Annotated in this window: 21 protein-coding genes and 1 pseudogene; 9 read left to right on the top strand and 13 right to left on the bottom strand. The window is 67.2% G+C overall.

The genetic code is table 11. The features are described from left to right. Nucleotides 1-71: 71 nt before the first annotated feature. Nucleotides 72-878, top strand: a pseudogene (locus AC3ANU_RS19680) (M23 family metallopeptidase); the annotation flags it as partial. Nucleotides 879-1,000: 122 nt separating this feature from the next. Here AC3ANU_RS19680 and AC3ANU_RS19675 read toward each other — a convergent pair. Next, nucleotides 1,001-1,483, bottom strand: a complete 483-nt coding sequence (locus AC3ANU_RS19675) for a hypothetical protein (RefSeq protein WP_488316017.1) — start codon at nt 1,481-1,483, stop codon at nt 1,001-1,003. A gap of 272 nt (nt 1,484-1,755) precedes the next feature. Here AC3ANU_RS19675 and AC3ANU_RS19670 point away from each other — a divergent pair, with 272 nt between their 5' ends. Further along, nucleotides 1,756-2,268 carry a glutathione peroxidase gene (locus AC3ANU_RS19670; RefSeq protein WP_018771863.1) on the top strand — a complete coding sequence of 171 codons (513 nt, stop codon included), beginning with the start codon at nt 1,756-1,758 and terminating at the stop codon, nt 2,266-2,268. A gap of 159 nt (nt 2,269-2,427) precedes the next feature. Continuing rightward, nucleotides 2,428-3,357, top strand: coding sequence for a phosphodiesterase (locus AC3ANU_RS19665; protein WP_018771864.1), 930 nt, complete (start codon nt 2,428-2,430; stop codon nt 3,355-3,357). Nucleotides 3,358-3,374: 17 nt separating this feature from the next. Here the strand turns inward: AC3ANU_RS19665 and AC3ANU_RS19660 are convergent, their stop codons facing one another. After that, complete coding sequence (locus tag AC3ANU_RS19660; RefSeq protein WP_018771865.1) at nt 3,375-5,000, bottom strand: stealth family protein; 1,626 nt, start codon at nt 4,998-5,000, stop codon at nt 3,375-3,377. Nucleotides 5,001-5,094: 94 nt separating this feature from the next. Beyond that, nucleotides 5,095-5,994: a hypothetical protein gene (locus AC3ANU_RS19655; RefSeq protein WP_488315122.1), complete on the bottom strand. Its 900-nt coding sequence runs from the start codon at nt 5,992-5,994 to the stop codon at nt 5,095-5,097. Between the two features lie 177 nt (nt 5,995-6,171). Between AC3ANU_RS19655 and AC3ANU_RS19650 the strand changes: the two genes are divergently transcribed. Both AC3ANU_RS19650 and AC3ANU_RS19645 read left to right on the top strand, forming a co-directional pair. After that, a complete protein-coding gene (locus tag AC3ANU_RS19650) occupies nt 6,172-6,471 on the top strand; it encodes a type II toxin-antitoxin system VapB family antitoxin (RefSeq protein WP_026266165.1) in 300 nt (99 codons plus the stop codon). Next, nucleotides 6,464-7,126 (top strand): LytR C-terminal domain-containing protein, encoded by a 663-nt coding sequence (locus AC3ANU_RS19645; RefSeq protein WP_056392200.1) that lies wholly within the window; start codon nt 6,464-6,466, stop codon nt 7,124-7,126. The genes AC3ANU_RS19650 and AC3ANU_RS19645 overlap by 8 nt, the downstream gene beginning before the upstream one ends. Nucleotides 7,127-7,144: 18 nt before the next feature. On the opposite strand, the gene AC3ANU_RS19640 is transcribed toward AC3ANU_RS19645, so the two are convergent. Together AC3ANU_RS19640 and AC3ANU_RS19635 are read right to left on the bottom strand one after the other, a co-directional pair. Further along, on the bottom strand, nt 7,145-7,831 hold the full coding sequence (locus AC3ANU_RS19640; RefSeq protein WP_134165163.1) for a TetR/AcrR family transcriptional regulator: 687 nt from the start codon (nt 7,829-7,831) through the stop codon (nt 7,145-7,147). 35 nt (nt 7,832-7,866) lie between these two features. After that, nucleotides 7,867-8,565 (bottom strand): DsbA family oxidoreductase, encoded by a 699-nt coding sequence (locus AC3ANU_RS19635; RefSeq protein WP_056392197.1) that lies wholly within the window; start codon nt 8,563-8,565, stop codon nt 7,867-7,869. A 213-nt stretch (nt 8,566-8,778) separates the two neighbouring features. Between AC3ANU_RS19635 and AC3ANU_RS19630 the strand changes: the two genes are divergently transcribed. Then, nucleotides 8,779-9,840, top strand: a complete 1,062-nt coding sequence (locus AC3ANU_RS19630; protein ID WP_488315121.1) for a glycosyltransferase family 4 protein — start codon at nt 8,779-8,781, stop codon at nt 9,838-9,840. A 57-nt stretch (nt 9,841-9,897) separates the two neighbouring features. Next, nucleotides 9,898-12,066, top strand: a complete 2,169-nt coding sequence (locus tag AC3ANU_RS19625; RefSeq protein ID WP_488315120.1) for an amylo-alpha-1,6-glucosidase — start codon at nt 9,898-9,900, stop codon at nt 12,064-12,066. A 31-nt stretch (nt 12,067-12,097) separates the two neighbouring features. Here the strand turns inward: AC3ANU_RS19625 and AC3ANU_RS19620 are convergent, their stop codons facing one another. Both AC3ANU_RS19620 and AC3ANU_RS19615 read right to left on the bottom strand, forming a co-directional pair. After that, nucleotides 12,098-12,631 (bottom strand): GNAT family N-acetyltransferase, encoded by a 534-nt coding sequence (locus AC3ANU_RS19620; RefSeq protein ID WP_056392192.1) that lies wholly within the window; start codon nt 12,629-12,631, stop codon nt 12,098-12,100. Between the two features lie 14 nt (nt 12,632-12,645). Continuing rightward, nucleotides 12,646-13,605: a D-2-hydroxyacid dehydrogenase family protein gene (locus AC3ANU_RS19615; RefSeq protein ID WP_488315119.1), complete on the bottom strand. Its 960-nt coding sequence runs from the start codon at nt 13,603-13,605 to the stop codon at nt 12,646-12,648. Nucleotides 13,606-13,735: 130 nt separating this feature from the next. On the opposite strand from AC3ANU_RS19615, the gene AC3ANU_RS19610 reads away from it, so the two are divergent. Continuing rightward, complete coding sequence (locus tag AC3ANU_RS19610; RefSeq protein ID WP_018771875.1) at nt 13,736-14,929, top strand: MFS transporter; 1,194 nt, start codon at nt 13,736-13,738, stop codon at nt 14,927-14,929. A gap of 206 nt (nt 14,930-15,135) precedes the next feature. Here the strand turns inward: AC3ANU_RS19610 and aceB are convergent, their stop codons facing one another. The 3 genes from aceB to AC3ANU_RS19595 form a co-directional block, all read right to left on the bottom strand. Further along, nucleotides 15,136-16,788 (bottom strand): malate synthase A, encoded by a 1,653-nt coding sequence (gene aceB, locus AC3ANU_RS19605; protein ID WP_488315118.1) that lies wholly within the window; start codon nt 16,786-16,788, stop codon nt 15,136-15,138. A gap of 217 nt (nt 16,789-17,005) precedes the next feature. Continuing rightward, nucleotides 17,006-18,322, bottom strand: a complete 1,317-nt coding sequence (gene aceA, locus AC3ANU_RS19600; protein ID WP_018770809.1) for an isocitrate lyase — start codon at nt 18,320-18,322, stop codon at nt 17,006-17,008. Further along, entirely contained in the window at nt 18,306-18,434 is a 129-nt protein-coding gene (locus tag AC3ANU_RS19595) for a hypothetical protein (RefSeq protein WP_488315117.1), read from the bottom strand. Before AC3ANU_RS19595 ends, aceA begins: the two co-directional genes overlap by 17 nt. A 37-nt stretch (nt 18,435-18,471) precedes the next feature. Between AC3ANU_RS19595 and AC3ANU_RS19590 the strand changes: the two genes are divergently transcribed. Further along, nucleotides 18,472-19,983 (top strand): helix-turn-helix transcriptional regulator, encoded by a 1,512-nt coding sequence (locus tag AC3ANU_RS19590; RefSeq protein WP_056392189.1) that lies wholly within the window; start codon nt 18,472-18,474, stop codon nt 19,981-19,983. A 172-nt stretch (nt 19,984-20,155) separates the two neighbouring features. Here AC3ANU_RS19590 and AC3ANU_RS19585 read toward each other — a convergent pair whose 3' ends face one another. The 3 genes from AC3ANU_RS19585 to AC3ANU_RS19575 are packed head-to-tail and all read right to left on the bottom strand — an operon-like array spanning nt 20,156 to nt 23,281. Next, the gene (locus tag AC3ANU_RS19585) at nt 20,156-21,178 is read right to left on the bottom strand and encodes a TAXI family TRAP transporter solute-binding subunit (protein ID WP_488315116.1); all 1,023 of its coding nucleotides are present in this window, start codon (nt 21,176-21,178) and stop codon (nt 20,156-20,158) included. Next, nucleotides 21,162-22,613, bottom strand: a complete 1,452-nt coding sequence (locus AC3ANU_RS19580; protein WP_488315115.1) for a sensor histidine kinase — start codon at nt 22,611-22,613, stop codon at nt 21,162-21,164. The genes AC3ANU_RS19585 and AC3ANU_RS19580 overlap by 17 nt, the downstream gene beginning before the upstream one ends. After that, nucleotides 22,610-23,281, bottom strand: a complete 672-nt coding sequence (locus tag AC3ANU_RS19575; protein ID WP_026266003.1) for a response regulator transcription factor — start codon at nt 23,279-23,281, stop codon at nt 22,610-22,612. The genes AC3ANU_RS19580 and AC3ANU_RS19575 overlap by 4 nt, the downstream gene beginning before the upstream one ends. Nucleotides 23,282-23,296: the final 15 nt, after the last annotated feature.

The raw sequence follows: 23,296 nt of genomic DNA, 5'->3' as shown, positions 1-23,296 counted from the left end.
CGCGACCAGCCTCCTGAGCAGCGGAAACTCCCAACCCCCTAACGCCCGCAAAAAACCCGCAATGTGCACCCATGGGGTTTCCACCCCTGCGGTGCTGTGGTCCCATGGGACATACCGTCGAGACAACGGGCGGCAGGCCACGACGTGGAGTCAGTCACTTGGGCAAGAATCCAGCGCCCGGCACCAGAAAGCCGGCCCAGCGTAGCTTTCCCCCCGTTGCACGCGCCGTCGCCGCGGCGGGGGTGCTGGCGGCGTCCGTTTATGCCGTCAACCTTTCTGCCGGCCCGGCAGGGCCCGTGCAGTGGACGGGATCAGTTGCGGGCACCGGGACCGAGGGTGCTGCAGTCCCCGGCGGAACATCCGGCGGGAACAGCATCGAGGAAGCGCAAAGGGAACCCGGTCCGCCGGCGTCGGACCAAGTCGGCGCCGGCGCCCTTCCGCCGGCCATCCTGTCCAGTCCTATGGTCACCCTGGCTTTCCCACATACGGCGATAGGAAGTACGGGCGCAGATGCCCCGGCGGCCCTGACAGTAGGGCCGGCGGGCACGGGCAGGCCCGGAGCCGGCTTTTTGATGGCCCCGCTTCAGCTCCTCGAGCCGAGTTCGCCGTTCGGCTTCCGGGTCAGCCCGATCAGCGGGACTGCTGGTGATTTCCACCTGGGCCAGGATTATGCAGCGGCCTGCGGCATGCCCGTCCACGCAGCCGACGCCGGTGTTGTACGCGCGGCCGGATGGCATCCCTGGGGCGGCGGCAACCGTGTGGAGATCGATCATGGCGACGGCCTCATCACCACCTACAACCACCTTGAGTCCATCGGCGTCCATACGGGCGATACAGTGCAGGCAGGCCAAGTCATCGCGCGCGTTGGTACCACCGGATGGTCCACGGGCTGCCACCTGCATTTCGAGGCCATCCTGAACGGGCGGTATACAAACCCCCTCAGATGGAGCTTCCTGCAGCTCCGCACTTTGAACTGGGCCCTTCCTGCCGACATGGTCTCCTACGCGCCCGGCCAGGGGCTGTCTGCCGGCAGGATCAGCTGGACCATCCCCCTCCGGGTGGATCCGGGCGGAGAAATCCCCGCTGCCGGGCTGCAGGTTTCACCCTTCCCGCCACTCCTGCCGCTTGCACCGGCACCTGCGCCCTCGGAGGCGACGGGTGTAGTGCTTGCGCCCCCTGACGCGCAATTGACGACGACGGCCCCGCCACCCGCTGAACCTTCGGGGAGTGCCGCGTCGCCGTCGCCCACGGACCCCGTGCCCGGCCCGTCGCCGTCACCGACCGACCCGGCAACTCCGACGGCCTCGCCCAGCCCGTCGGACCCGGCAACTCCGACGGCCTCGCCGAGTGATCCAACTGCCTCGCCCGGCCCGACGCCGTCGCCGACTGACCCGGCAACTTCAACGGCCTCACCCAGCCCGACGCCGTCGCCGTCGCCGACTGACCCTGGTCCAACTCCGACGCCGACTGAACCATCGCCCACCGCTCCAGCGGCCGCTACGCCAACCCCGGCGCAGACAACCCTCGAACCGACCCCGACCCCGACCCCGACTCCAACCCCGACTCCGACTCCAACCCCGACCCCGACCCCGAGCCCCACGCCAACCCCAACCCTGGCGCTTCCGCCGGCAGAACCCGAGCCCACGGCAGCCACCTCGTCAACCATGACGCCAAGCGCGACGGCCACCACCCCGCCGGCCTAGGAAATCTTCACTTTGGACCCGTACGGTGGGACCTCGGCAACGAACTGTCCATATGAGCAACCTTCCGCAGACCCGACGGCATGCGCCGCTGTATCCCATCCCGCTGGTCCTCAACGACGGCACCCGGACGGACTTCAGCCAGTTCAAGGGAAAAGTGGTGTTGGTGGTCAACGTGGCCTCCAACTGCGGCTTCACCCCCCAGTACGCCGGACTGGAGGCCCTTTACGAGAAGTTCCGGGACCGCGGATTCGAGGTCCTGGGCGTTCCGTGCAACCAGTTCGCAGGGCAGGAGCCCGGAACCGACCGCGACATCGCGGAGTTCTGCGAACGCAATTTCGGGGTCACGTTCCCGCTCACCGCCAAGGCCGATGTCCGGGGCAGGAATCAGCACCCGCTCTACACCGAGCTCACCAAGTTCAAAACGGGGCTGCTGCCGGGGCTGGTGAAGTGGAATTTCGAGAAGTTCCTGGTTAACCGCGACGGCGAGGTGGTGGCCCGCTTTGCCCCCACCGTTGAACCGGACTCGGCCGAGGTCATCGACGCGGTCGAGCAGGAGCTCGGATAAACGCGGTCTGGCCGAACCGGGTCTGCAAAAGCGCAGTTCTTCCAACTTTTTCCACATCAGCTCCGGCGATTTACCCCAAGTTTGCCAAATGTCTGATTGGATAAATATTACTGAAGGGTACAAGGGAAGAACGGCTTCCCACCGACCATAGAGGTAGCAATGGAGCACATCGAGGCCGAACACCCCCGGCCACGCCACTTCCTACTCCACCTGAGCGATCCCCACCTGTTGGGAGGTCCAGACCCCCTCTACGGAACTGTCGACAGCGAAGCCAGGCTCATCCAGCTCTTCGACGAAGTCAAAGCATCCGGCGCAAGGCCGGAAGCCGTCATCTTCACCGGCGACCTCGCTGACAAAGGCGATCCCCGGGCCTACGTGAAACTGCGGGCCATTGTGGACCCTGCCTGCAAGGAGCTCGGCGCCCAGGTCATCTGGGCCATGGGAAACCACGATGACCGGGCCAACTTCCGCAAGGGCCTGCTCGACCAGCCCGGCAGCGACGAGCCGGTGGACCACAGCTACTTCATCAATGGGCTGCGCGTCATCACGCTGGACACCACTGTGCCGGGCTTCCACCACGGCGAACTGAGCGGCGCCCAGCTGGACTGGCTGGCCCGGCAGCTGGAAACCCCTGCCCCGGACGGCACCATCCTGGCCCTCCACCACCCTCCGGTCCCGTCCGTGCTTGACCTTTCCGTGCTTGTGGAACTGCGCGACCAGGCCTCGCTGGAGGCAGTGGTCCGCAACTCGGACGTCCGCACCATCCTGGCCGGCCACCTGCACTACTCCACTACGGCCAGCTTCGCCGGCGTCCCCGTCTCGGTCGCTTCCGCCTCCTGCTACACCCAGGACCTGAACGTCCCGGTAGGAGGCACGCGCGGGCAGGACGGCGGCCAGGCCTTCAACCTGGTGCACGTCTACGAGCACACCATCGTGCACTCCGTGGTCCCGCTGGGCGCTTCACCAACGGTGGGCGAGTACGTGTCACCCGAGGAAACGGCCCGGCGGCTGGAGGCTGCGGGGATCCGGATCCCGGAGACCACCAAGCAGCGCGGCAACGCCAAGCTCGGAGCGTCCACCAGGCGGTGACTACAGCCTGGACCGGGCTACTTCTCCCAGGGCGCCTTGATGGGGAAGTACCTTTCCAGGAAGTCCGTGACCACTTCGGCGCGCTCGTCCGCGCTGATCTCCGGGAAGCTCCCGTCGTTCAGGCAGAAGAAGTCCATGTTCCGCTTGGCCAGCAGCTTGGGCAGGTATTTCAGCCCTGAGCGCATGGTGGTGTCAACGTAGCGGACCTTGGCGGCTGTCTGTGTAACGGCCCGGCCGGTGAGCAGTGCGTAGTAGTGGTAGAACGAGTTGGTCACGGAGATGTTGTCCGCAGCGCGGAAGCGGCTGGCTGCCGTCTTGCTGAACTCCGCGGGGAACTCCTCCTCCATCTGGGCCACCACGCTGCGCCGCAGCGGCGCGGCGGTGTGCTCCAGGTGGCGGGTGGTAATCCGGCCGAACCGGTTCCACAGGAGCTTGCGGTTCACCCTGGCGGCATTCTCAAACCCGCTGCGCTCAGCGGCGTTCTCACCCAGGCCGATCCTGGTTTCCGCCTCGATGAACTTGGTGATGCCGCCGGGCGTGAAGAACATGTCAGGGCCCACGGGGCGGCCAAAGAACATGTCGTCATTGGAGTAGAGGAAGTGCTCGGACAACCCTTCGATGTGGTGCAGCTGGCACTCCACGGCCTGGGAGTTGTGGGTGGGCAGCACGGAGGGGTCCGCGAAGAACTCCTCGCTGCGGACAATGGTGACCGACGGGTGCTCTGCCAGCCAGGCAGGCGCGGGGGAGTCGGTGGCGATGAAGATGCGGCGGATCCACGGCGCGAACATGTACACGGACCGCAGCGCGTACTTGAGTTCATTGATCTGCCGGAACCGGGCCTCGTGGTCGTCACCTTCGCCCAGGACGACGCCCTGCTGCTGCGCGCGGCGGGCAGCAATGTATTCCGGGGAGCTTCCGTCCACCCAGGAGAAGACGAGGTCGATGTCGAAGCTGATGTCGCTTGCGTGGTCGGCGAACATGTTCTCGATGGTGGGCCAGGTGTGGCCGTAGCGTTCCACGGTGCCGCGGACGGCGTCCTGGCGCAGCAGGGTCCTGCGGGTCAGCGAGTTTTCGATGGGAAGGATGAGTTCCTCGCCCTCGAAGGACCAGAGTTCGATCTGCACCCCGGCAGAGGCGCCGAACTCGAAGCCGCCCACCGGCTCCACCCGGGGCCGGTACAGGCGGAAGATGCGGCCCTGCCGGTTGGGCGAGAGCTCCCCGTCGGCCACCAGGACAGACGTCTTCTTCTTGGCGTCCACGGTCATGGAATAGAAGGGCTCGTCCCGGCACGCCTCCACCAGGGCGGCCCGGAGCTTCTTCCGGTCCTTCCAGTCCAGGGCCAGGACAGGGCGGTCGTTGTTGCCACGGACCAGCAGATAGTTGAGGCCCGCGTTCGCCAGGACATTGCGGAGGAACAGCAGGTCCTCCACCATGGCCTGGTACGGAGTCCTGGTGTCATTGATCAGGGCAAAACGGCCCTTGTGCCGGATGACATCGGGGCGGTGCCTGAGCCGCTGCTCTGCCGCCGGAGACGTGATCTCGGCGTGAAATTGTTCCTCCACGGACGCCTGGCCGCCGTAGTAGACCTCGTCCTGGACCGGTGCTTCTGTAATGGTTGTCTCCGAGCTGGTGGAAGTGGGCATTCTTAACTGCATGATAGTCCTGCTGGAGTAACGGAAGGTTTCGGGGCCCGGTTGAAGCCCCTTGGCGACGTTTCGACGGCGGCCCGGCAGGGGCTCAGGCGTCCAGCGCCTCACGCCAGCTGCGCAGGAAGGCCCCGCCGGCGTCGTCGTGGATCACTGTTTCCTCCAGCCCGAGGTCCGCTGCGGTCAGCACCGGATAGGGCTTGGCCGGCACACCGTCCGCCGGCCGCACATCCACGTGCTTCACCGGGTGGTCGTTATGGTGCAGCCAGTCCGCCATGGCGTAGTCGGTGCGGGAATCGCCCACCGTCCGCCACGCCTGCGGCGTGATGCCCTGGGCCGCCAGCAGCTCCACCGCCCGGCTGGCGCCAAGATCCTTCCCCAGCCGCACCGACTCGATGTCCGTGGAAATGATGGTGGGGTCCACGCGGTAGTCCACCTCGTCGTCGGAGTTCGGTGCGTGGTGGTCCAGGCGGACAACGCCCAGCCCGTGGCGCCCCATGAGCGCCATGGCCTCGGCGTCGAAGAGCTTCTGCTCGGCCAGGTAGTCCGCGCTGGGCACATCGATGTGCTGCTCCACGGACACCATGGCGCGCTTGGTTTCGTCGAAGAACATGTGGGCTGCATAGTCCTCCGCCACCAGCCGGCGGATGTCGTCGCCGTACGCCGCCGGAACGGCAAGCTCCCGGTCCACGTGGATGGGGCCGGGGCCGGCAGAGGTGTAGCTGAACCAGACCGCACCCTTTTCGCAGACGGCATGGATGACAGTTCCGGCTGGAATGCCGGCGGCGATCATCGGTTCCATGACCTGCTCGCGGATGAAGGCGTCGGAACGGCCGGTGTTGAAAATGACGGGGATGCCGGCTGCGGCCAGCGCCACCAGGTCCAGGATGATGTCCGGTTTGACGTCCCGCGTCAGCGGGCTGGCCACGGGGCCGTCCACGTCAAGCAGGAGCGCCAGCGGCGGCGCGGACGGCTGGCGGATTCCGGGCACGGGCGCGGCAGGGACTCGGATACTGTCATGGTTCCATTCTGTCAGCACGGCAGGCGCTGCCGCTGTGTGTCCGCCCTACGGCCGGGGCGCATGGCATATGGTCACTGTTTGGCTACAACCTGGCGCCGGTCCGCCCTGCCACTTTCGCTGGGGCAGCGCGGTGCCTACTGTGGCATGGTGATATTCAAAGCTGTGGGCGAGGGCCGCCCTTACCCCGACCATGGTTACAGCACCCCCAAGCAGTGGGCGTCGCTGCCGCCGCGACCGGTCCGGCTGGACGAACTGGTCACCACCAAGCGCACCCTTGACCTGGAAGCGCTGCTGGCGGAGGATTCCACATTTTTCGGCGACCTGTTCCCGCACGTAGTGCAGTACAAGGGGACCCTCTACCTCGAGGACGGCCTGCACCGCGCGGTCCGGACCGCCCTGCACCAGCGCACCGCGATCCACGCCCGGGTCCTGGTGCTCGATGGCTAGGGGGCGGCCGAAGGACCCGAGTGTCCTTCATGGCCACCATGTTGTTTCCGGCCCTGAGCTGCGCGCCGCCATGGAAGCGGCCGCGGATGCCGATGAGACCGCCCGGGTCCGCCGCCGCGTGCTGCACGGGGTGGTGCTGGTCCTCCTGGCAGGCCTGATCGCCGCAGGCATCATCATTGCCATGGCCATCATCAACGGCCGGTTGAAGATCCCCGCCGCCGAGCCCGCCCCGGCACCGGTTTCCTCCTGCCCGGCCTCCATGTTCGACTACGTACCCAACGACAAGATCAACCTCAACGTCTACAACTCCACCACCAGGGCCGGGCTGGCGCGCTCGGTGGCGGACGAGTTCCTGGCGCGGAAGTTCGTGGTGGGGAACGTCTCGAATACCAACGCCGGCTACCGGGGTGTGGCGGCCGTGGTGTCAGGTGCGGGCGGACAGTCGGCGGCATTCACCGTGCAGCGCAACGTGCCGGGGTCGGACTACTTCCAGGACGGCAGGACCGACGCCAGCGTGGACGTGATCCTGGCGCAGGACTACAAGGCACTGGTCCCGCCGGATCTGGTGGACCAGACGCCGGGAAAGCTCAGCTGCCCCCGGGAAAGCCGGCGCATAGCGGACACCAACAGACTGCCTGTCACCCCCGCGGCCTGACCTCCAGCCAGCCGGTCCTTAGCCGGCCACTGCGGGAAGCTGCGCCACTGCCGGAAGCTGCGCCGCTGGCGGAAGCTGCGCCACCCGGATGGGCCGCCCGTCGTCGTCGAACCGCGCACCCGCACCCAACTGGATGAAGCGCACCGTCCTGGCCACGCGGGCTTCCAGCTCGGCCGGCTCGTCGCTGCCCCTGGCCGCACTGGAGGACAGGGTCCCCAGGATCAGCTGGGACTGCTGGCCCACGTCCGCCACCGGCAGGTACCCCTGCTCCATGCCGTCGCGCAGGATGTCCTGCAACAGGACGCTCAGCTCGCCTACATGGTCCGAGAGCTTGGCAAAGGACGACGGCGACAGCACCGCCCCCATGGCAGGTCCGGGCGGGAGGTGGCGGCGGCTGAGGTCAACCACCTGGGCGCGGACGTACAGGGCCAGCCGTTCCACGGGGTTCTCCAGCCGGGCCAACGATTCACGCAGGTCGGAAAGGAACTTCTCGGTCTCATCCAGGGCGTAGGAGATCAGGAGTTCTTCGATGTCTGCGTAGTAGTTGTAGACGGCCGTGCGGCCCACCCCGGCATGCCTGGCCACGTCTGTCATGGTCAACCCCGGGAGGCCATGGGTGAAGAGGAGTTCCCCAAAAGCGGTGAGGATGCGCCGCTGGGTGTCCGCGCGTTGTTCGGCATTGCTGGCCGCTGAAATCCTGGGCATGCAGACACTTTACCGCGATGTGTCAGTAAAAGGCGCTACACCGCGCAGCCGTCGGGGCCGCAGGCGCCGCCGTCGGAGGAGTTGACCAGGACCAGCGGGTTGGCAGCCTGCCAGGCCTGGGCGAGGGCGGCGGTGAACGTCTCCGCCGGCTGGGCTCCGGACAGCCCGAACTTGCGGTCGATCACGAAGAACGGCACGCCGCTGATGCCCAGGCCCTGTGCCTCCTGGACGTCGAACCGGACCTCGTCCGTGTACTTGTCCGTGGTGAAGAGCTCCTCCACCTCATCGGACGGCAGGCCAAGATCGTTGCCGAGGGAGGACAGGTATTCCCGGCTGCCGATGTCCTTGCCGTGCTCGAAGTGGTCGCTCAGGAGGCGCTCCTTGGCCGCATCCTGCCGGCCGTGCGCCGCTGCAAGGTGGATCAGGCGGTGCGCGGTGAAGCTGTTGGCCACCACCACTTTGTCGAAGCGGTAGTCCAGGCCTTCGCCTTTTGCCTGCTCCGCCACGTGCTCAAACATCTGCGCGACCTGCCGTGACGGCATGCCCTTGCGGCTGCTCAGGTACTCCAGCTCGGTCCCGTCGTAGTGTTCCGGCAGGGTGGGATCCAGCTGGTAGCTCCGCCACACCACCTCAACGGCGTCACGGTGGGGGAATGCTGCCAGGGCCGCCTCGAACCGGCGCTTCCCGATGAAACACCACGGGCAGGCAACGTCAGACCAGATCTCAATCTTCATGCCTTGCACAACCGGGCCGCGCCTGCGGCCATTCCGCCGGCGCCTTATGAGATGGCACACATCCGCTCTTGTGGCCGGGGCAATCCTGGGCAATAGTCGGAGTTAGGTGAAGCAGACGCCAAACAAAATGAGAACACCACGGGACCCCAACGGTCCCGCGGGTTGATGCGCCTGGCGGCTGGGGAGCTCGGGCCCCTTCCCTGGAGGCCAGACATGCGAATTGGACTGATTGCGGGACCCTGGATTCCCATCCCTCCGTTGACTTACGGCGGCATCGAAAGGGTGGTGGACACCCTGGCGCGTGGCTTCGCGGCCGCCGGACACCAGGTCCTGCTCGCCGCCCCTTCCGAAAGCACATGCCCCGTGCCGCTGATGCCGGGCATGCGGCCGGCGTCCCGGGACGAGCTTGGCTCAACCATGTCCGAACTCAGCCACGTGATCCGGGCCTACAAGGGGCTGCAGGACGTGGATATCATCCACGACCATACGCTCGCCGGCCCGCTCTACGCCCACCGTCCGGCCAAGGTTCCGGTGGTCACCACCATCCACGGCCCGCTCCACAAGCAGGCAGAGGACCTGTACCGGGCCATGGCGCCGGATGTGGCAATCGTGGCGATCTCCCGCGACCAGGCTTCACACGCTCCCGAGGTTCCCGTCACCCAGGTGATCCATCACGGCATGGACGTTTCCACTGTCCCGGTGGGAAGCGGCCGCGGCGGTTACCTGTGCTTCGTGGGGCGCGCATGCCATGACAAGGGGCTGCTTGAGGCCATCACGATCGCCCGCAGGGTGGGCATGCACCTGAAGATAGCGGTCAAGATGCGGGAGAAGGACGAGGTCCGCTACTTCCGGGAGGTCATCGAGCCCATGCTGGGCCCAAACGAGGATTTCGTGGGGGAAGTGGACGATGCCGCCAAGTACCGCCTGATGGGCGAGGCCACGGCCTTCCTCAACCCCATCCAGTGGTCCGAACCGTTCGGCCTGGTGATGATCGAGGCGCTGGCCACGGGCACTCCCGTCGTCGGGACGCGCATCGGTTCAGCGCCCGAGATCGTGGAGCATGGCCGGACGGGCTTCCTGGGGCAGACAGAGGATTTGCCCGGCTTCGTTGAGGCAGCAGCCGGCTTGAGCAGGGAACGGTGCCGGGCATCAGTGGAGGAGAGGTTCAATGCCCAACGGATGGTGGCGCAGCACCTGAGGCTCTTTGATGAACTGCTGGCGGGCAGATTGCCCGGAGGGGTTCCGGATGCCGCGCCCGTGCACCAAAATCGTTAAGGGGGCGGGCGGCCTTCCGGCTCCCCGGCAGCAAATCGCCTGAGAAGGGAGTCCTTCATGACCGCCTGGAACGAAGACAACGAGGCCTCCGGGTCGGACGTCGGCGCCGTCACCGTCCTGGAGGGTTCTTCGTTTTGCATATCGGCCGGAACCGGTGACATCAGCCCAGACGCCGGCACGAACGGCGCGTTCTTCCAGGACACCCGGATCATCTCCCGCTGGGTGCTGCGCATCAACGGCTCGATGCGGGAGCCGCTGTCTGCCCAGCGGCCGCATCCGTTCGAGGCCACGTTCGTTGGCCGTGCCGCGTGGCCCGGGGGCAGGTTCGACAGCCCGTTGGTGGTCCGTCAGGTCCGCCACATCGGGCCCGGCCTGCAGGATGACATCAGCCTGGAGAATTACGCGGCGGAGCCTGTTGAGTGCGACATCGAACTCCTCGTGGATGCGGATCAGGCCGATCTCTTCGACGTTAAGGGCGGGCGGACCACCGGCCCGGACGATACAACGCGCACCGTGGTGGATGGAAAGCTCATCATCGAGGCATCACGGCATGGCCAGCAGCGGGGCTCCGCCATCGGGGCACGGGGTGCAGAGGTGGACACGGACGGGTTGCGTTTTCACATCACCGTCCCTGCCCGGGGCAAATGGGCCACCAGCGTGATTGTGGTGCCGCTGGTGAACGGGGAGGCGCCGGAAAAGCCCTTCAAGGAAGGGCAGCTTCCGCACCACCGGGAAGGTGTGCGGCGGCATCTGGCCTGGGAAGAGAACGTCCCGCGGATCAGCGTCGAGGACGCAAGCTTCCAGAACGTGCTCAACCGGAGCCAGAGCGATCTTGGTGCCCTGCGGATCTTCGACGCCCATCACCCCGACCGCGCGGCCGTAGCCGCAGGTGCGCCCTGGTTCATGGCGTTGTTCGGACGGGATTCGCTGCTGACTTCCTACATGAGCCTGATGGTCAACCCGAACCTTGCGCTGGGCACGCTGCAGACCCTGGCCGGGATCCAGGGGAAGAAGGTTGACCCGGATTCAGAGGAGGAACCCGGCCGCATACCGCACGAGGTCAGGCTTGGTGTCACCGCCGGCCTGTCGTTGGGCGGCACCGCGTATTACGGCACCGTCGACGCAACCCCCCTGTTCGTCTCCACCCTGGGCGAGTTGAGCCGGTGGGGGCTCTCCCGGGATGCGATCCAGCCCTTGCTGGCGCACGCGGACCGGGCCCTGGAATGGATCGAAAAGTACGGCGACCGCGACGGCGACGGCTTTGTGGAATACCTTCGTCCCAACGACCATGGCCTGGTGAACCAGGGCTGGAAGGACTCCTGGGACGGGATCAACTTCGCGGATGGGACCATCGCGGAGGCGCCGATCGCCCTCTGCGAGGTCCAGGCTTATGTGTACTCCGCCTACCTGGGCAGGTCCTTGCTGGCCCACTGGAGCGGCGATTCGGGGCTGGAACAGCATTGGGCCGGAAAGGCGGCAGCTTTCAAGGAGGAGTTCAACAAGAAGTTCTGGCTGCCGGACAAGGGGTACTTCGCGGTGGCACTGGACAAGGACAAGCGGCATGTTGATGCGCTGACCTCCAACATTGGCCATTGCCTATGGACGGGGGTGGTGGACGAGGACAAAGCCACGTCCGTCATGGAGAACCTGATGTCCCCGCAGATGTTCACGGGCTGGGGCATCCGCACGCTGGCGTCGGACATGGGCGCCTACAACCCCGTCAGCTACCACAACGGCTCGGTGTGGCCACACGATACCGCGCTGGTGGCCACCGGGCTGATGCGCTACGGATTCGTGGACGAAGCCAGGCGGGTGGCCATGGGCATCCTCGACGCTGCCGAGCACTTTGACGGCCGGCTGCCGGAACTGTTCTGCGGCTTTGACCGCGGCGAATTTCCCGGCCCCGTTCCGTATCCCACCGCTTGCTCACCGCAAGCCTGGGCTGCGGCCGCGCCGGTGCAGCTCGCCCGGATCCTGCTCCGGTTCGACCCCGTCTTCACCCGCGGGGTGGTGCACCTCGCACCGATCCTGCCGGAGTCCGTGGGCTCGTTCCGGGCGGAAAACGTCCTGCTGGACAGCAGCCGGGTGACCATCAGCGCCGCCGGATCCACCGGCACCATCGACGGTCTCCCGCCGGGGCTGAAACTCCTGGACGAACCGCGTCCGCCGCTGGCCTACCCGGTGGAAAGGGTGGGCGCCGGCGCGAACGCCAGCAGGCTGCACTGACAGCGGCGCTGCTAATCAAGGACCTGGACCGCTACGGCAGTGCGCGCTCCAGCACGAAATCATGCTCCACTGTGCTGCCCAGCCGGAAGGATTTGGTACCCACCCTCCGGAAGCCGGACTTTTCATAGAAGCGGATGGCGCGGGCATTCTGGCTGTTGACACCCAGCCATGCCCCGGCGCCGCCGGACGCTGCGGCAGCCGCCAGGCTGGCATGCATGAGTTCGGCGGCGGCGCCCAGTCCGTGGTAGTCCGGGTGGACGTAGCATTTGCTGATTTCCACGGACGGCAGCAGGGTCAGGACGGACGCCACATCCGGATCCGCGGCTGGCCGGTCCACCAGCAGGCTGTAGCCGTTGAGCCGGCCGTCCGCGTCGATGACCAGGATGGTGGTGTCCGGGTCCGCGAGGTATCCCTTGAAGTGTTCCTCGCTGAGCGTGTTGGCCAGGTGCGCGGCGATGTCGGCAGGTGACGACGACGGCGGGCAGGCCAGCGGAAAGGTGACGGAAGCCAGGGCGGCGAGCGGGCCGGCGTCGTCCGTTGTTGCCCTGCGGATGGTGTGGGTCATGCGTTTCTTCCAGGTCAGGCGGTGAGGGTCCGGATGGGGGCGCCGGCGAGCCAGGCGGTGATGTCCTCAAGGGCGCCGCCGTAAAACAGCCGGTAGCTTTCCTGGGTGACGTAGCCCAGGTGGGGGGAGAGCACGGTGTTCGGCGCGGCCAGGAGCGGATGGCCGGCCTGAAGGGGCTCCTGGTCGAAGACGTCCAGGGCGGCGCCGCGGATCCACCCCTGGTTCAGCGCCGTGACCAGCGCGTCCTGGTCAACCAGCGGGCCGCGGGCGGTGTTCACCAGGATGCCGTCCGGGCCCAGCAGCCGCAGCTCGGCCTCGCCCACGGTGTTCTCGGACCGCGGGGAGAGCCGCAGGTGGAGGGTGGCGACGTCGGCTGCCGTGAAGAGCTCCTCCTTGGACACCAGCCGGGCGCCGGCCTGTGCGGCGTCCTCAGCCGTGAGGTTCTGGCTCCAGGCCACCACGTCCATGCCGAACGCCTGCCCGTAGGCGGCCACCCGCCGGCCGATCTTCCCCAGACCCACGATGCCCAGGGTTTTGCCGGCGAGCTCCACCCCCACCGTCGACTGCCAGGTACCCGCCCGGAGCGAGTTTTCCTCCGCCGGCAGGTGCCGGGCGATAGCCAGCAGCAGGGCCCAGGTCAGTTCCGGCGCAGCGGAGGGCGAACCCGGCGTACCGCACACCGTCACCCCGTGGTCAGCAGCTGCCGCCAGGTCGATGGAGGCGTTCGCCATCCCGGTGGTGACCAGCAGCTCAAGCGCCGGCAGTTTTTCGAACACCTCACGGGGGAAGGCCGTCCGTTCGCGCATCGCGATGACCATGGTGGTGTCTGCCAGCGCCGACACCAGCGCATCCGGGGATGTGAAGGGCTCCCGGTAGGACGTCACGGTGACACCCTTCGCCTCCAGGGACGCGAAGTCGGCGAAGCCGTGGGCCACGTCCTGGTAGTCGTCGAGGATGGCAAGGCGGTGCGTCATGGCTGTCCTTCGCGGTGTCCTACGTCCTTGGGTCACGTTCATCGTATGGCAGGGTGCCTGAAACTCCCGTCACGCCGGGCATGATAGCAATGGGAGTGATGAATCCACGCCCATTCCCGATTTTGCCCCTGTGAGCGGCCACGTCCTCTCCCGTGTCCCGAAGAGTTGGGTCCTGCTGGCCTGCATCGGCCTGCTGGCGCTGAACCTCCGCGGCCCCTTCGTCGCCGTCGCGCCCCTGGTGGACCCCATGCAGGCGGAACTGCACTTTTCGCCGGTCCTGCTGGGACTGCTCACCAGCATTCCGGTGCTCTGCTTCTCGCTCGCGGCTCCGCTGGCGTCCCTGGCCGCCCGGAAATTCGGGGCCGAGTTCGCGGTCACGCTGACCATCCTGGGCGTACTGGCGGGCGTGCTGGTGCGCTCCGCCGGGGGCCCGGTGCTGGTGGTGGCCGGCACGGTGGTCATCGGGTTGGCCATCACCGTGGGGAACATCGCGGTGCCGCTGATCATCCGCCGTGATTTTGCGCCGCGCCGGCAGGGGACAGCGATGGGAATCTACACCGCCGCCCTGAATATCGGGTCCTTCCTGACCTCGGTGGCCATGGCCCCGCTGGCGGCCGTGACGGGGTGGAGGCTGGCCCTGGCCGCCGTCGCCGTCCTGGCAGTCGCCGCGGTGGTGGTGTGGGTCCTGGCCGTGGGACCGCGGACGGCGTTCCTGGTATCGGGGGACGACGGCGGGGACGCGCCGCTGCCCCGGGCGGCCGGTTCGGGCTGGACCACCTTCGGCCTCACGGCCGGCTTCGGCGGCCAGGCGTTCTCCTACTACGGCGTCACGGCATGGTTGCCCAGCTACCTCCACGACGAGCTCGCCATGTCCACGTCCGAGGCGGGCGCCGCGTCCTCGATCTTCCAGATCCTGGCCATCGTGGGCGGCCTCGGCGTGCCCTTCGCGGCCAAATACATGAGTACGACGGCGGTGGCGGTCACCCTGGGTACGTTGTGGCTGGCGGTTCCCCTCGGGCTGCTTTTGCTGCCTGAGCTCTGGTGGCTGTGGTCCACGTCCGGCGGCATTGCGCAGGGCGGCGGCATTACCCTGATCTTCATCGCCATCATCAAGCTGGCACGCGACCAGGCTTCCGCCGGCCGGATGTCCGCCACCGTCCAGGGCCTGGGCTACTGCCTCGCCGCAGTGGCCCCGCCGCTGGTGGGCTTCGTCCACGACAGCTCGGGATCATGGACTCCCGCACTGCTGGTCATCCTGGTGTCGGTACTGGCCTTCTTCGTCAGCACTACCCTGTCTGTGCGGAAGGTGCCGAAAGGGCGCTGAGGCGGGCGTCCGCCGTCGAACGTTCCGCCACTCAAACGCCCGCCCACTTTCTTTGGGAAAGTGAGCGGGCGTCTTGGTTTTCCCGCACCAAGTGAGCGGGGGTGTGGCGGTTGCTCCGTCGCCGGGCCGGCGCCCCGGATTTCGGGGGGCCTGTTGCGGAGGGCGTGCCGGCCCGGCGGACGGAAGTGTGTGGTGCTGGTCCCTGGCTAGGCTGCGGCCAGCTCCTCGACGGTGGCCTTTTCGCGGGCCTCGGTGAGGTAGCGGGCGTAGGCGGGGAGGGTGAGGAAGGACGGGAACTCACGGGCCAGCGTTACTTCTTCGAAGATGTCCCGGGCGTCCTCGAAGCGGTCGCCGTCGAAGCGCTCCAGCCGGGCGAATTCCTCGTCCAGGAGTTCCTCCACCCATTCGTGGCTGATGATCTCGCCGTGGTCCGTGATGGCCCGGGCGTAGATCCACTGCCAGAGCTGGGACCGGGAGATCTCGGCGGTGGCGGCGTCCTCCATCAGGTTGTGGATGGCCACCGCGCCGTTGCCGCGCAGCCAGGACTCGATGTAGCGGATGCCCACTTCGATGTTGTTCCGGATGCCCTGTTCGGTGATGGTGCCGGTGGTGGCGGCCACGTTAATCAGGGCGCGGTCATCGGGGGTGACGTCCTCGCGGAGCCGGTCCAGCTGGTTGGGCTTGTTGCCCAGGACGCCGTCGAACACTTCGCGGCAGACGGGCACCAGGTCCGGGTGGGCTACCCAGGAACCGTCGAAGCCGTCGTTGGCCTCGCGGGTCTTGTCCGCACGGACCTTTTCGAGTGCGTTGGCGTTGGCTTCCGGGTCCTTGCGGTTGGGAACGGCCGCGGCCATGCCGCCGATGGCCATGGCGCCGCGCTTGTGGCAGGCCCTGACCAGCTGTTCGGTGTAGGCGCGCATGAACGGCTGCGTCATGGTGACCTGGCCGCGGTCCGGGAGGACGAAACGGGGGCCGCGGGTGCGGAAGTTCTTGATCAGGGAGAAGATGTAGTCCCAGCGGCCGGCGTTCAGGCCCGAGGCGTGGTCGCGCAGTTCGTAGAGGATTTCCTCCATTTCGAAGGCCGCGGTGATGGTTTCGATGAGCACCGTGGCGCGGATGGTGCCCTGCGGGATGCCGAGCAGGTCCTGGGCCAGGATGAAGATGTCGTTCCAGAGCCGGGCTTCGAGGTGGTTCTCGATCTTGGGCAGGTAGAAGTACGGGCCCTTGCCCTGGGCCAGGAGACGGCGGGCGTTGTGGAAGAAGAACAGGCCGAAGTCCACGATGCCGCCGGCGATGGGCTGGCCGTCGATGAGCATGTGCTTTTCCGGCAGGTGCCAGCCGCGGGGGCGGACCACGATGGTGGGCAGGTCACCGGCGGGGCGGAGCTTGTATTCCTTGCCTTCTTCGCTGGTGAAGTCGATCCGGCGTTCCAGGGCGTCGGTGAGGTTCAGCTGGCCCTTGATGACGTTCCGCCATGTGGGGGTGGAGGCGTCCTCCATGTCCGCGAGCCACACCTTCGCGCCCGAGTTCAGGGCGTTGATGGTCATCTTCTTGTCCACCGGGCCGGTGATCTCCACACGGCGGTCCTCCAGCCCGGGTGCCGGGGGAGCCACCCGCCAGGACGGATCATTCCGGATCTCCTCGGTCTCCCGCAGGAAGCGGGGGTCCGCCCCGGCGGCAATGTCGGCCCGCCGTGCCCGCCGTGCCTGCAGCAGCTCCTGCCGCCGCTCAGCGGTGGCCCGGTGCAGCTTGGCAATGAAGGAGAGGGCGTCCGGAGTCAGCACCTCGTCCTGCCGGCAAATGGGCTGGGCGGTCAAGGTAATGCCATTGATCGTAAAGCTGTCAGTAAAGCTGTTCATCTCAGTCTCCTTAAAGACGAAAGGGAAGTTCGACGGCGGGTAGCAGCAGGGTGGCGACTGAGGCACGAGGCCGAGGAGCCGGTGTCGTGGCAGCCTGCGTAAAAGGGGCCCTGCGTCCGGCCTCGGCGAGTTCTACGAGCCCAAGGCCGGACGTGGGGCATAGCAGGCAGAGCGATGCCGGTCCGAAGGCCGGACGGAAGCGCCGCCGTCGTAAGCGTTAGTGGAACTGGCCCTCTTCGGTCGATCCGACCAGGGCGAGGGTGGAGGCGTTGGGGTTGAGCGCCGTGGAGATGGTGTCGAAGTAGCCGGTGCCGACTTCGCGCTGGTGCTTGGTGGCGGTGTAGCCGCGGGATTCGGAGGCGAATTCCTTTTCCTGGAGCTCGACGTAGGCGCTCATGCCTTCACGGGCGTAGCCGTGGGCGAGGTCGAACATCGAGTAGTTCAGGGCGTGGAAGCCGGCCAGGGTGATGAACTGGAAGGTGAAGCCCATGGCGCCGAGTTCGCGCTGGAACTTGGCGATGGTGGCATCGTCCAGGTGCTTGCGCCAGTTGAAGGACGGCGAGCAGTTGTAGGAGAGCATCTGGTCCGGGAACTCGGCCTTGACGGATTCGGCGAACTTGCGTGCCAGTTCCAGGTCCGGGGTGCCCGTCTCCATCCAGATCAGGTCGGAGTACGGGGCGTAGGCCTTGGCGCGGGCGATGCAGGGTTCGATCCCGTTGCGGACCTTGTAGAAGCCCTCGGCGGTGCGCTCGCCGGTGATGAATTCCTGGTCGCGTTCGTCGACGTCGGAGGTGATCAGGGTGGCTGCCTCGGCGTCAGTGCGGGCAATGACGACCGTGGGGGTGCCGGCGACGTCGGCTGCCAGGCGGGCGGCGTTCAGGGTGCGGACGTGCTGCTGGGTGGGGATCAGCACCTTGCCGCCGAGGTGGCCGCACTTCTTCTCCGAGGCGAGCTGGTCCTCCCAGTGAACGCCGGCCGCGCCGGCCTGGATCATGGATTTCATGAGTTCGTAGGCGTTCAGCGGACCGCCGAAGCCGGCCTCGGCGTCCGCGACGATCGGCACCATCCAGTCCTCGACGGTCTGGATGCCCTCGGAGAACTCGATCTGGTCCGCCCGGAGCAGGGCGTTGTTGATGCGGCGGACCACCGTGGGAACGGAGTTGGCCGGGTAGAGGGACTGGTCCGGGTAGGTGTGGCCGGAGTTGTTGGCGTCGGCCGCCACCTGCCAGCCGGAGAGGTAGATGGCGCGCAGGCCTGCCTTGACCTGCTGCACGGCCTGGTTGCCCGTCAGGGCACCGAGGGCGTTGGTGTATCCGCCGGTCTTGTGCTCCTCGGTGAGCTGCTTCCACAGCTTCTCCGAACCGCGGCGGGCCAGGGTGTGCTCTTCGGAGACGCGGCCGCGGAGACGGACGACGTCGGAGGCTGAGTAGTCCCGGGTCACACCTTCCCAGCGGGGGTTGGCGGCCCACTCGAGCTCCAGGGCGGCGGCCTGCTGTTCGGGCGTCTGCTGGGTGGGCTCAAATGCTGCGGTCATCGTTGATCTCCTTGATTGAGCTCCGGATGGGGTAGGTGGGAACCGCGCCGTTGCGGTTCCCACCGGCTTTTCCGGTGCGGTGTTTCTTTCCGTAGCCACTACTTTTCAGCACTTCCAGCCCCCTTTCTAGAGAAAAAGGGTGGAAAGAAATGCAGTTCTTCACGTATTCTTCAGAAATGTCACCTTCAAGCTGGAACAGGGACGTTTCCCAGCCGTCGTCCACCGCCGCCCCGGAACTGGACGTCATTGCCCTGGGTCGCCGCGTCCGCCATCTGCGCAAACAAGCCCGGCTCACGCTCGATGACCTGAGCGCCGCCGTCGGCACCGCTCCCAGCCAGCTCAGTTTGATCGAAAACGGCAAGCGTGAACCCAAGCTGACCCTGCTCCAGCACCTCGCGGGGGCGCTCAATGTCACCATCGACCAGCTGCTGGGGGCCGAGCCGCCCAGCCGCCGCGCCGCCCTGGAAATCGAGCTGGAACGGTACCAGCGCGGTCCGCTCTACGAATCCCTGGACCTGCCGAAAATCCGCATCAGCTCAAGGCTGCCGCTGGATGTGCTGGAGGCCCAGGTGGGGCTGCTGCATGAGCTCGAACGGAAGATGAACGAGCAGGTGGCCACCCCCGAGGAAGCCCGCCGCGCCAACGGGGAACTGCGGGCCATGATGCGGGAACGTGGGAACTACTTTCCGGAGTACGAAGCCGAGGCCCAGAAGGTCCTCAAGGAGGTGGGCTACACCACCGGTCCGCTGAGCCAGCACGTCATCGCAGATATCGCCGCGCACCTCGGTTTCACCCTGCACCACGTGGGTGATTTGCCGCATTCCACCCGCTCAGTGACGGATTTGAAGAACCGCAGAATTTACCTGACCCAGAGCCAGCGGCAGGACCACGACCCCCGCTCCGTGCTGCTCCAGGCTCTTGGCCACTACGTCCTGGGCCACGAAACGCCCCGGAACTACGGCGACTTCCTGGCCCAGCGGGTGGCCACCAACTATTTCGCCGCCGCCCTGCTCCTGCCCGAGCAGGCCACCGTGGAATTTCTGCAAAAAGCCAAGGCGGCCAAGGAAATCGCCGTCGAGGACATCCGGGACGCGTTCGCTGTATCCTACGAGACCGCCGCGCACCGGTTCACCAACCTGGCCACCAAGCACCTGGGCATCACCACGCATTTCCAGAAGACACACCAGAGCGGCATCATCTACAAGGCGTATGAGAACGACGGCGTGAACTTCCCTCAGGACCATACCGGCGCCATTGAGGGCCAGCCGTCGTGCAAGGCCTGGACGTCACGTGCGGTGTTCGACGTGCCGGACAAGTTCAGCGCGTACAGCCAGTACACTGATACGCCGTCCGGGACCTACTGGTGCACCGCCCGTACCGAGCGCTCGGCCGCCGGGGAGTTCTCCCTGAGCATCGGGGTCCCGTACCAGCACGTGAAGTGGTTCCGCGGCCGGGAGACCACTGCGCGGGCCACATCCAACTGCCCGGATCCCACCTGCTGCAAGCGGCCACCAGCCGAACTGGCCACGCAGTGGGCCGGCAACGCGTGGCCCTCAGCGCGAGCGCACTCGCACCTGCTCGCCGCCATGCCTCCGGGAGCCTTCCCGGGCGTGGACGAAACCGAGGTGTACAGCTTCCTGCAGGCCCACTCGGGGAGCTGAACAACGCCCCATCACTTCCTGCAGGTTTCTTCCTGACGCCCCATCACTTTCTGCAGGTTTCTTCCTGACGCCCCATCACTTTCTGCAGGTTTCTTCCTGACGCCCCATCACTTTCTCGGCGAAAGTGATGGGGCGTTTCGGTTTGTGGGACAGAAAGTGATGGGGCGTTTGGTTAGCCGTGCAGCGCCCGGTACGCGTCCGCCGCGGCCGGGTGCAGAGGGACACCGGCGGTATTGATGAGGCTTTCGGCGCTGAGGAACTGCACGCCCAGGCTGGACTGCGGGATCAGCTCGGCGGCCGAGTGCACCAGCAGCTGCACCGTCCGCTCCACGGTGGCATTGTCCAGGTCCCGGCGGCACAGGAGCAGGTTGGGAGCGCCTACCGTCCACACCGTCGGCACGCCGGGATAGCTCCCCTCCGGGATGAGCACGCGGTCGTAGATGCCGCCGTACCGCCGCCGCAGTTCCGGCAGCAGGCCGGACAGGTCCAGAAGGCCCAGGGCCACCTCCTGCTGTGCCGCGGCGATGGCGGCAGTGGGAACGCCACCGGACCAGAACAGGGCGTCGACGGCCCCCGCCTTGAGGGCGGCGATGCCGTCGTTCAGGCCAAGGTTTTCGACGGCGGCGCTTCCGGCTGGCGGCTCAGCGGCACCTGCCGAGGTACCCAGCCCCGCCGCTTCGAACAACCGGGGCGTGGTCAGCGACGTGCCGGAGCCGGGCTGGCCCACGGCGACCCGGCGTCCTGCCAACCCGGAAATGTCCCGGATGCCGCTGTCCTTCCGCACCACGCAGTGGACATAGTTTTCATACACTTTGCCGACCGCGGCGATCCCGGCGGCGTCAGCGCCCGGCTCCTGGTTCGCAGCATCCGCCAGGGCCACAGCAAACGCTGCCCGTCCCGCCCGCAGTTCCGCGATGTTGTCCAGGCTTCCCCCGGTGGTCACGGCCCTGGCGTGCTGCGCCAATCCGTGGCGTTCCAGGGCAGCGGCCAGCAGGGTTGCGAACTCAAGGTAGAAACCGCCCGGTTCGCCGCCCGCCACAATGAGGCTCTCCGGCCGGTCCCCGCCGGTGCAGGCACTGAGCGCAGGCGGCAGGCATGCGGAGAGTCCGACGGCGAGGGCTGACTTGAGCACGGAACGCCGCCGCGGGTGGGCGGCAGCACCGCCCGGGGCGCCAGGTTCACGCACGGGCACCATCCCTGCCGGACCCAACTGCCAGCTGGGCCGCCGATGGGGTGGGGAACCGGATCCGGGCCGCGAGACCGTGGGGGGCCGCTTCGGCCAGCACCAGCCGGGCCCCGTTCGCGGCGGCAAGCTCGCCCACAATGGTCATGCCCAGTCCGGTCCCCGGAACCGAAGAGTGCCTCGGAGACCGCCAAAACCTGGTGGCAGCCGAGGCGCGCTCGGACTCCGAAAGCCCCGGCCCGTCGTCGGAAATCTCCACCACCACCGCGTCCTTTTCCGTCCGCACGGCAGCGGTGACGGTGGCGCCCGGGGCGTACTTGATGGCGTTGTTGAGCAGTTCGCCGGCCATCTGCGCCAGTTCTGCCGGGTGGCAGGCAACCAGTGCCGCCGGCTGCGGCGCCGCGGCAAGGACCAGCCGGCAACCGGCCTGCTCCGCCAGCGGTGCTGCCCGCTCCAGCTCCCCCTGGAGGATGGGAAACGGGTCCATGGGCTGGGCGGCCGCATGGTCTGCGGGAGTGCCCGACGCCCGCAGGTACCCTTCGGATGCCCTGTGCTCCGCGGCGGCGAGCTTCAGGACCCCGTCCAGGATCTCCTCCACCCGCTCAAGCTCCGCCAGGGCCCGCTCGGCGGCGTCGTGCTCGCGGGCGGTCTTCAGCTCGAGCTGGAGCAGGTCCAGCCGCAGCCGGAGTGCCCCCACCGGGTTCCGCAGCTGGTGGGACGCGTCCGAGATCAGCTGCCGCTGGGCCGCCATGCTGGCGCTCACGGTCCGTGCCATCGCCGTGAAGGACCGGCTCAGTTCCCGCAGTTCGGGCGGTCCGTCGTCCGGGAGGCGCCCCGCCCGCCCGGTCCGCTCCAGCTCGTGTACCGCTGAGTCCAGCCGCAGGACGGGCCGCAGCACCCAGCCGGTGACCCGCGCGGCGCCCACCAGCAGCACGGCAGCCAAGGCAAGCGCAGCGATACCCACCGCGAGCCACCGCTCCCGGAGTTTTTGCTGCGCCGTGCCGGCGCGGACGTCAAGGACCACGGCGCCCAGGACCTGGCTGGCACTGCCGAAGGGCCTGAAGATGACGCGGGAACTGGAACCGAAGGGCTCCAGCGGTTCCAGGGATGTGTTGCTCACGTTCAGCCGGGCAAGGGACAGGGCATCCTGCACGTCGGACCGCCGTGCATCCAGGCCGCCGGACGCCAGCGTGTCCTGCTGGACCCGTACTACGATTCCTTCCCCGTAAAGCCCGGAATAGGTGTCCATCTCCCGCTGCAGCCGCACGGTGTCGCCGTCGCCGGCGGCATCAAAAGCGACCTGCGCCAGCCGGTTCAGGGACGCCGCCCGGTTGATCTGGAGTTCCTGCGTCAGCTCGCGGGAGGCAGACCCCAGGATGGTCCCCGAAATCAGGAAGACCACCACCAGGCAGAGCACGCTGAGGACGCCCAGCACCCGGAGCCTCATGCGCCGGCCGCCTCCACCCGGTAGCCCACCCCGCGGACATTGATGATGAAACCTGGTTTCTGCAGTTTTGCCCGCAGCCCGGTGAGGTGCACGTCCAGGGACCGGGAAGAGGCCAGGAACGCATCGCCCCACAGGGCGTCCAGGATCTGCTCACGCGTGACCACAGAGCCGGCATGCCGTGCCAGCAGTGCGAGGAGTTCGAATTCCGTGGCCGTGAGGGGGAGCGGGTCACCGCCCTTGGATGCGGTGCGCCGGTTGAGGTCGATGGCAAGGTCGTCCAGGACAATAACGTCCTCCTGCGGTGTCCCGCGGCTCCGTCCCGCCCGCCGCGTCACGGCTTCAATCCGGGCCAGCAGCTCCACCAGCTTCACGGGCTTGACCAGGTAGTCGTCGGCGCCGGAGCGGAGCCCGAGCACCACGCTGCGTTCGTCGTCGCGGGCGGTCAGGATCAGGATGGGCACGTCGGTGACCTGCCGCAGCTTGCGCAGCACCTCCAGCCCGTCCATGTCCGGAAGCCCCAGGTCCAGGAGGATCACCTGGAAGTTCCGGTGCGAGAGCAGCGCGTCCGCACCCCGGGACAGCCGCTGCGGGTGATGGCCGGCGCTTTCGACGGCGGCGGTCAGGGCACCGGCCATGGCGTCGTCGTCCTCGACGATCAGCACGTCCATGGCCATCTTCCTTGC

This window comes from Arthrobacter sp. SDR-2R (genome assembly GCF_057747955.1).
Note: the sequence above shows the minus strand (reverse complement) of the source record. Positions and strands in the feature narration are given on the sequence as shown.

Coding starts and splice junctions, on each gene's coding strand:
- AC3ANU_RS19670 (WP_018771863.1), top strand. CDS start 1,756: ATGAGCAACCTTCCGCAGACCCGACGGCATGCGCCGCTGTATCCCATC.
- AC3ANU_RS19665 (WP_018771864.1), top strand. CDS start 2,428: ATGGAGCACATCGAGGCCGAACACCCCCGGCCACGCCACTTCCTACTC.
- AC3ANU_RS19660 (WP_018771865.1), bottom strand. CDS start 5,000: ATGCCCACTTCCACCAGCTCGGAGACAACCATTACAGAAGCACCGGTC.
- AC3ANU_RS19645 (WP_056392200.1), top strand. CDS start 6,464: ATGGCTAGGGGGCGGCCGAAGGACCCGAGTGTCCTTCATGGCCACCAT.
- AC3ANU_RS19640 (WP_134165163.1), bottom strand. CDS start 7,831: ATGCCCAGGATTTCAGCGGCCAGCAATGCCGAACAACGCGCGGACACC.
- AC3ANU_RS19635 (WP_056392197.1), bottom strand. CDS start 8,565: ATGAAGATTGAGATCTGGTCTGACGTTGCCTGCCCGTGGTGTTTCATC.
- AC3ANU_RS19630 (WP_488315121.1), top strand. CDS start 8,779: ATGCGAATTGGACTGATTGCGGGACCCTGGATTCCCATCCCTCCGTTG.
- AC3ANU_RS19625 (WP_488315120.1), top strand. CDS start 9,898: ATGACCGCCTGGAACGAAGACAACGAGGCCTCCGGGTCGGACGTCGGC.
- AC3ANU_RS19620 (WP_056392192.1), bottom strand. CDS start 12,631: ATGACCCACACCATCCGCAGGGCAACAACGGACGACGCCGGCCCGCTC.
- AC3ANU_RS19615 (WP_488315119.1), bottom strand. CDS start 13,605: ATGACGCACCGCCTTGCCATCCTCGACGACTACCAGGACGTGGCCCAC.
- aceB (WP_488315118.1), bottom strand. CDS start 16,788: ATGAACAGCTTTACTGACAGCTTTACGATCAATGGCATTACCTTGACC.
- aceA (WP_018770809.1), bottom strand. CDS start 18,322: ATGACCGCAGCATTTGAGCCCACCCAGCAGACGCCCGAACAGCAGGCC.
- AC3ANU_RS19590 (WP_056392189.1), top strand. CDS start 18,472: ATGCAGTTCTTCACGTATTCTTCAGAAATGTCACCTTCAAGCTGGAAC.
- AC3ANU_RS19585 (WP_488315116.1), bottom strand. CDS start 21,178: ATGGTGCCCGTGCGTGAACCTGGCGCCCCGGGCGGTGCTGCCGCCCAC.
- AC3ANU_RS19580 (WP_488315115.1), bottom strand. CDS start 22,613: ATGAGGCTCCGGGTGCTGGGCGTCCTCAGCGTGCTCTGCCTGGTGGTG.
- AC3ANU_RS19575 (WP_026266003.1), bottom strand. CDS start 23,281: ATGGACGTGCTGATCGTCGAGGACGACGACGCCATGGCCGGTGCCCTG.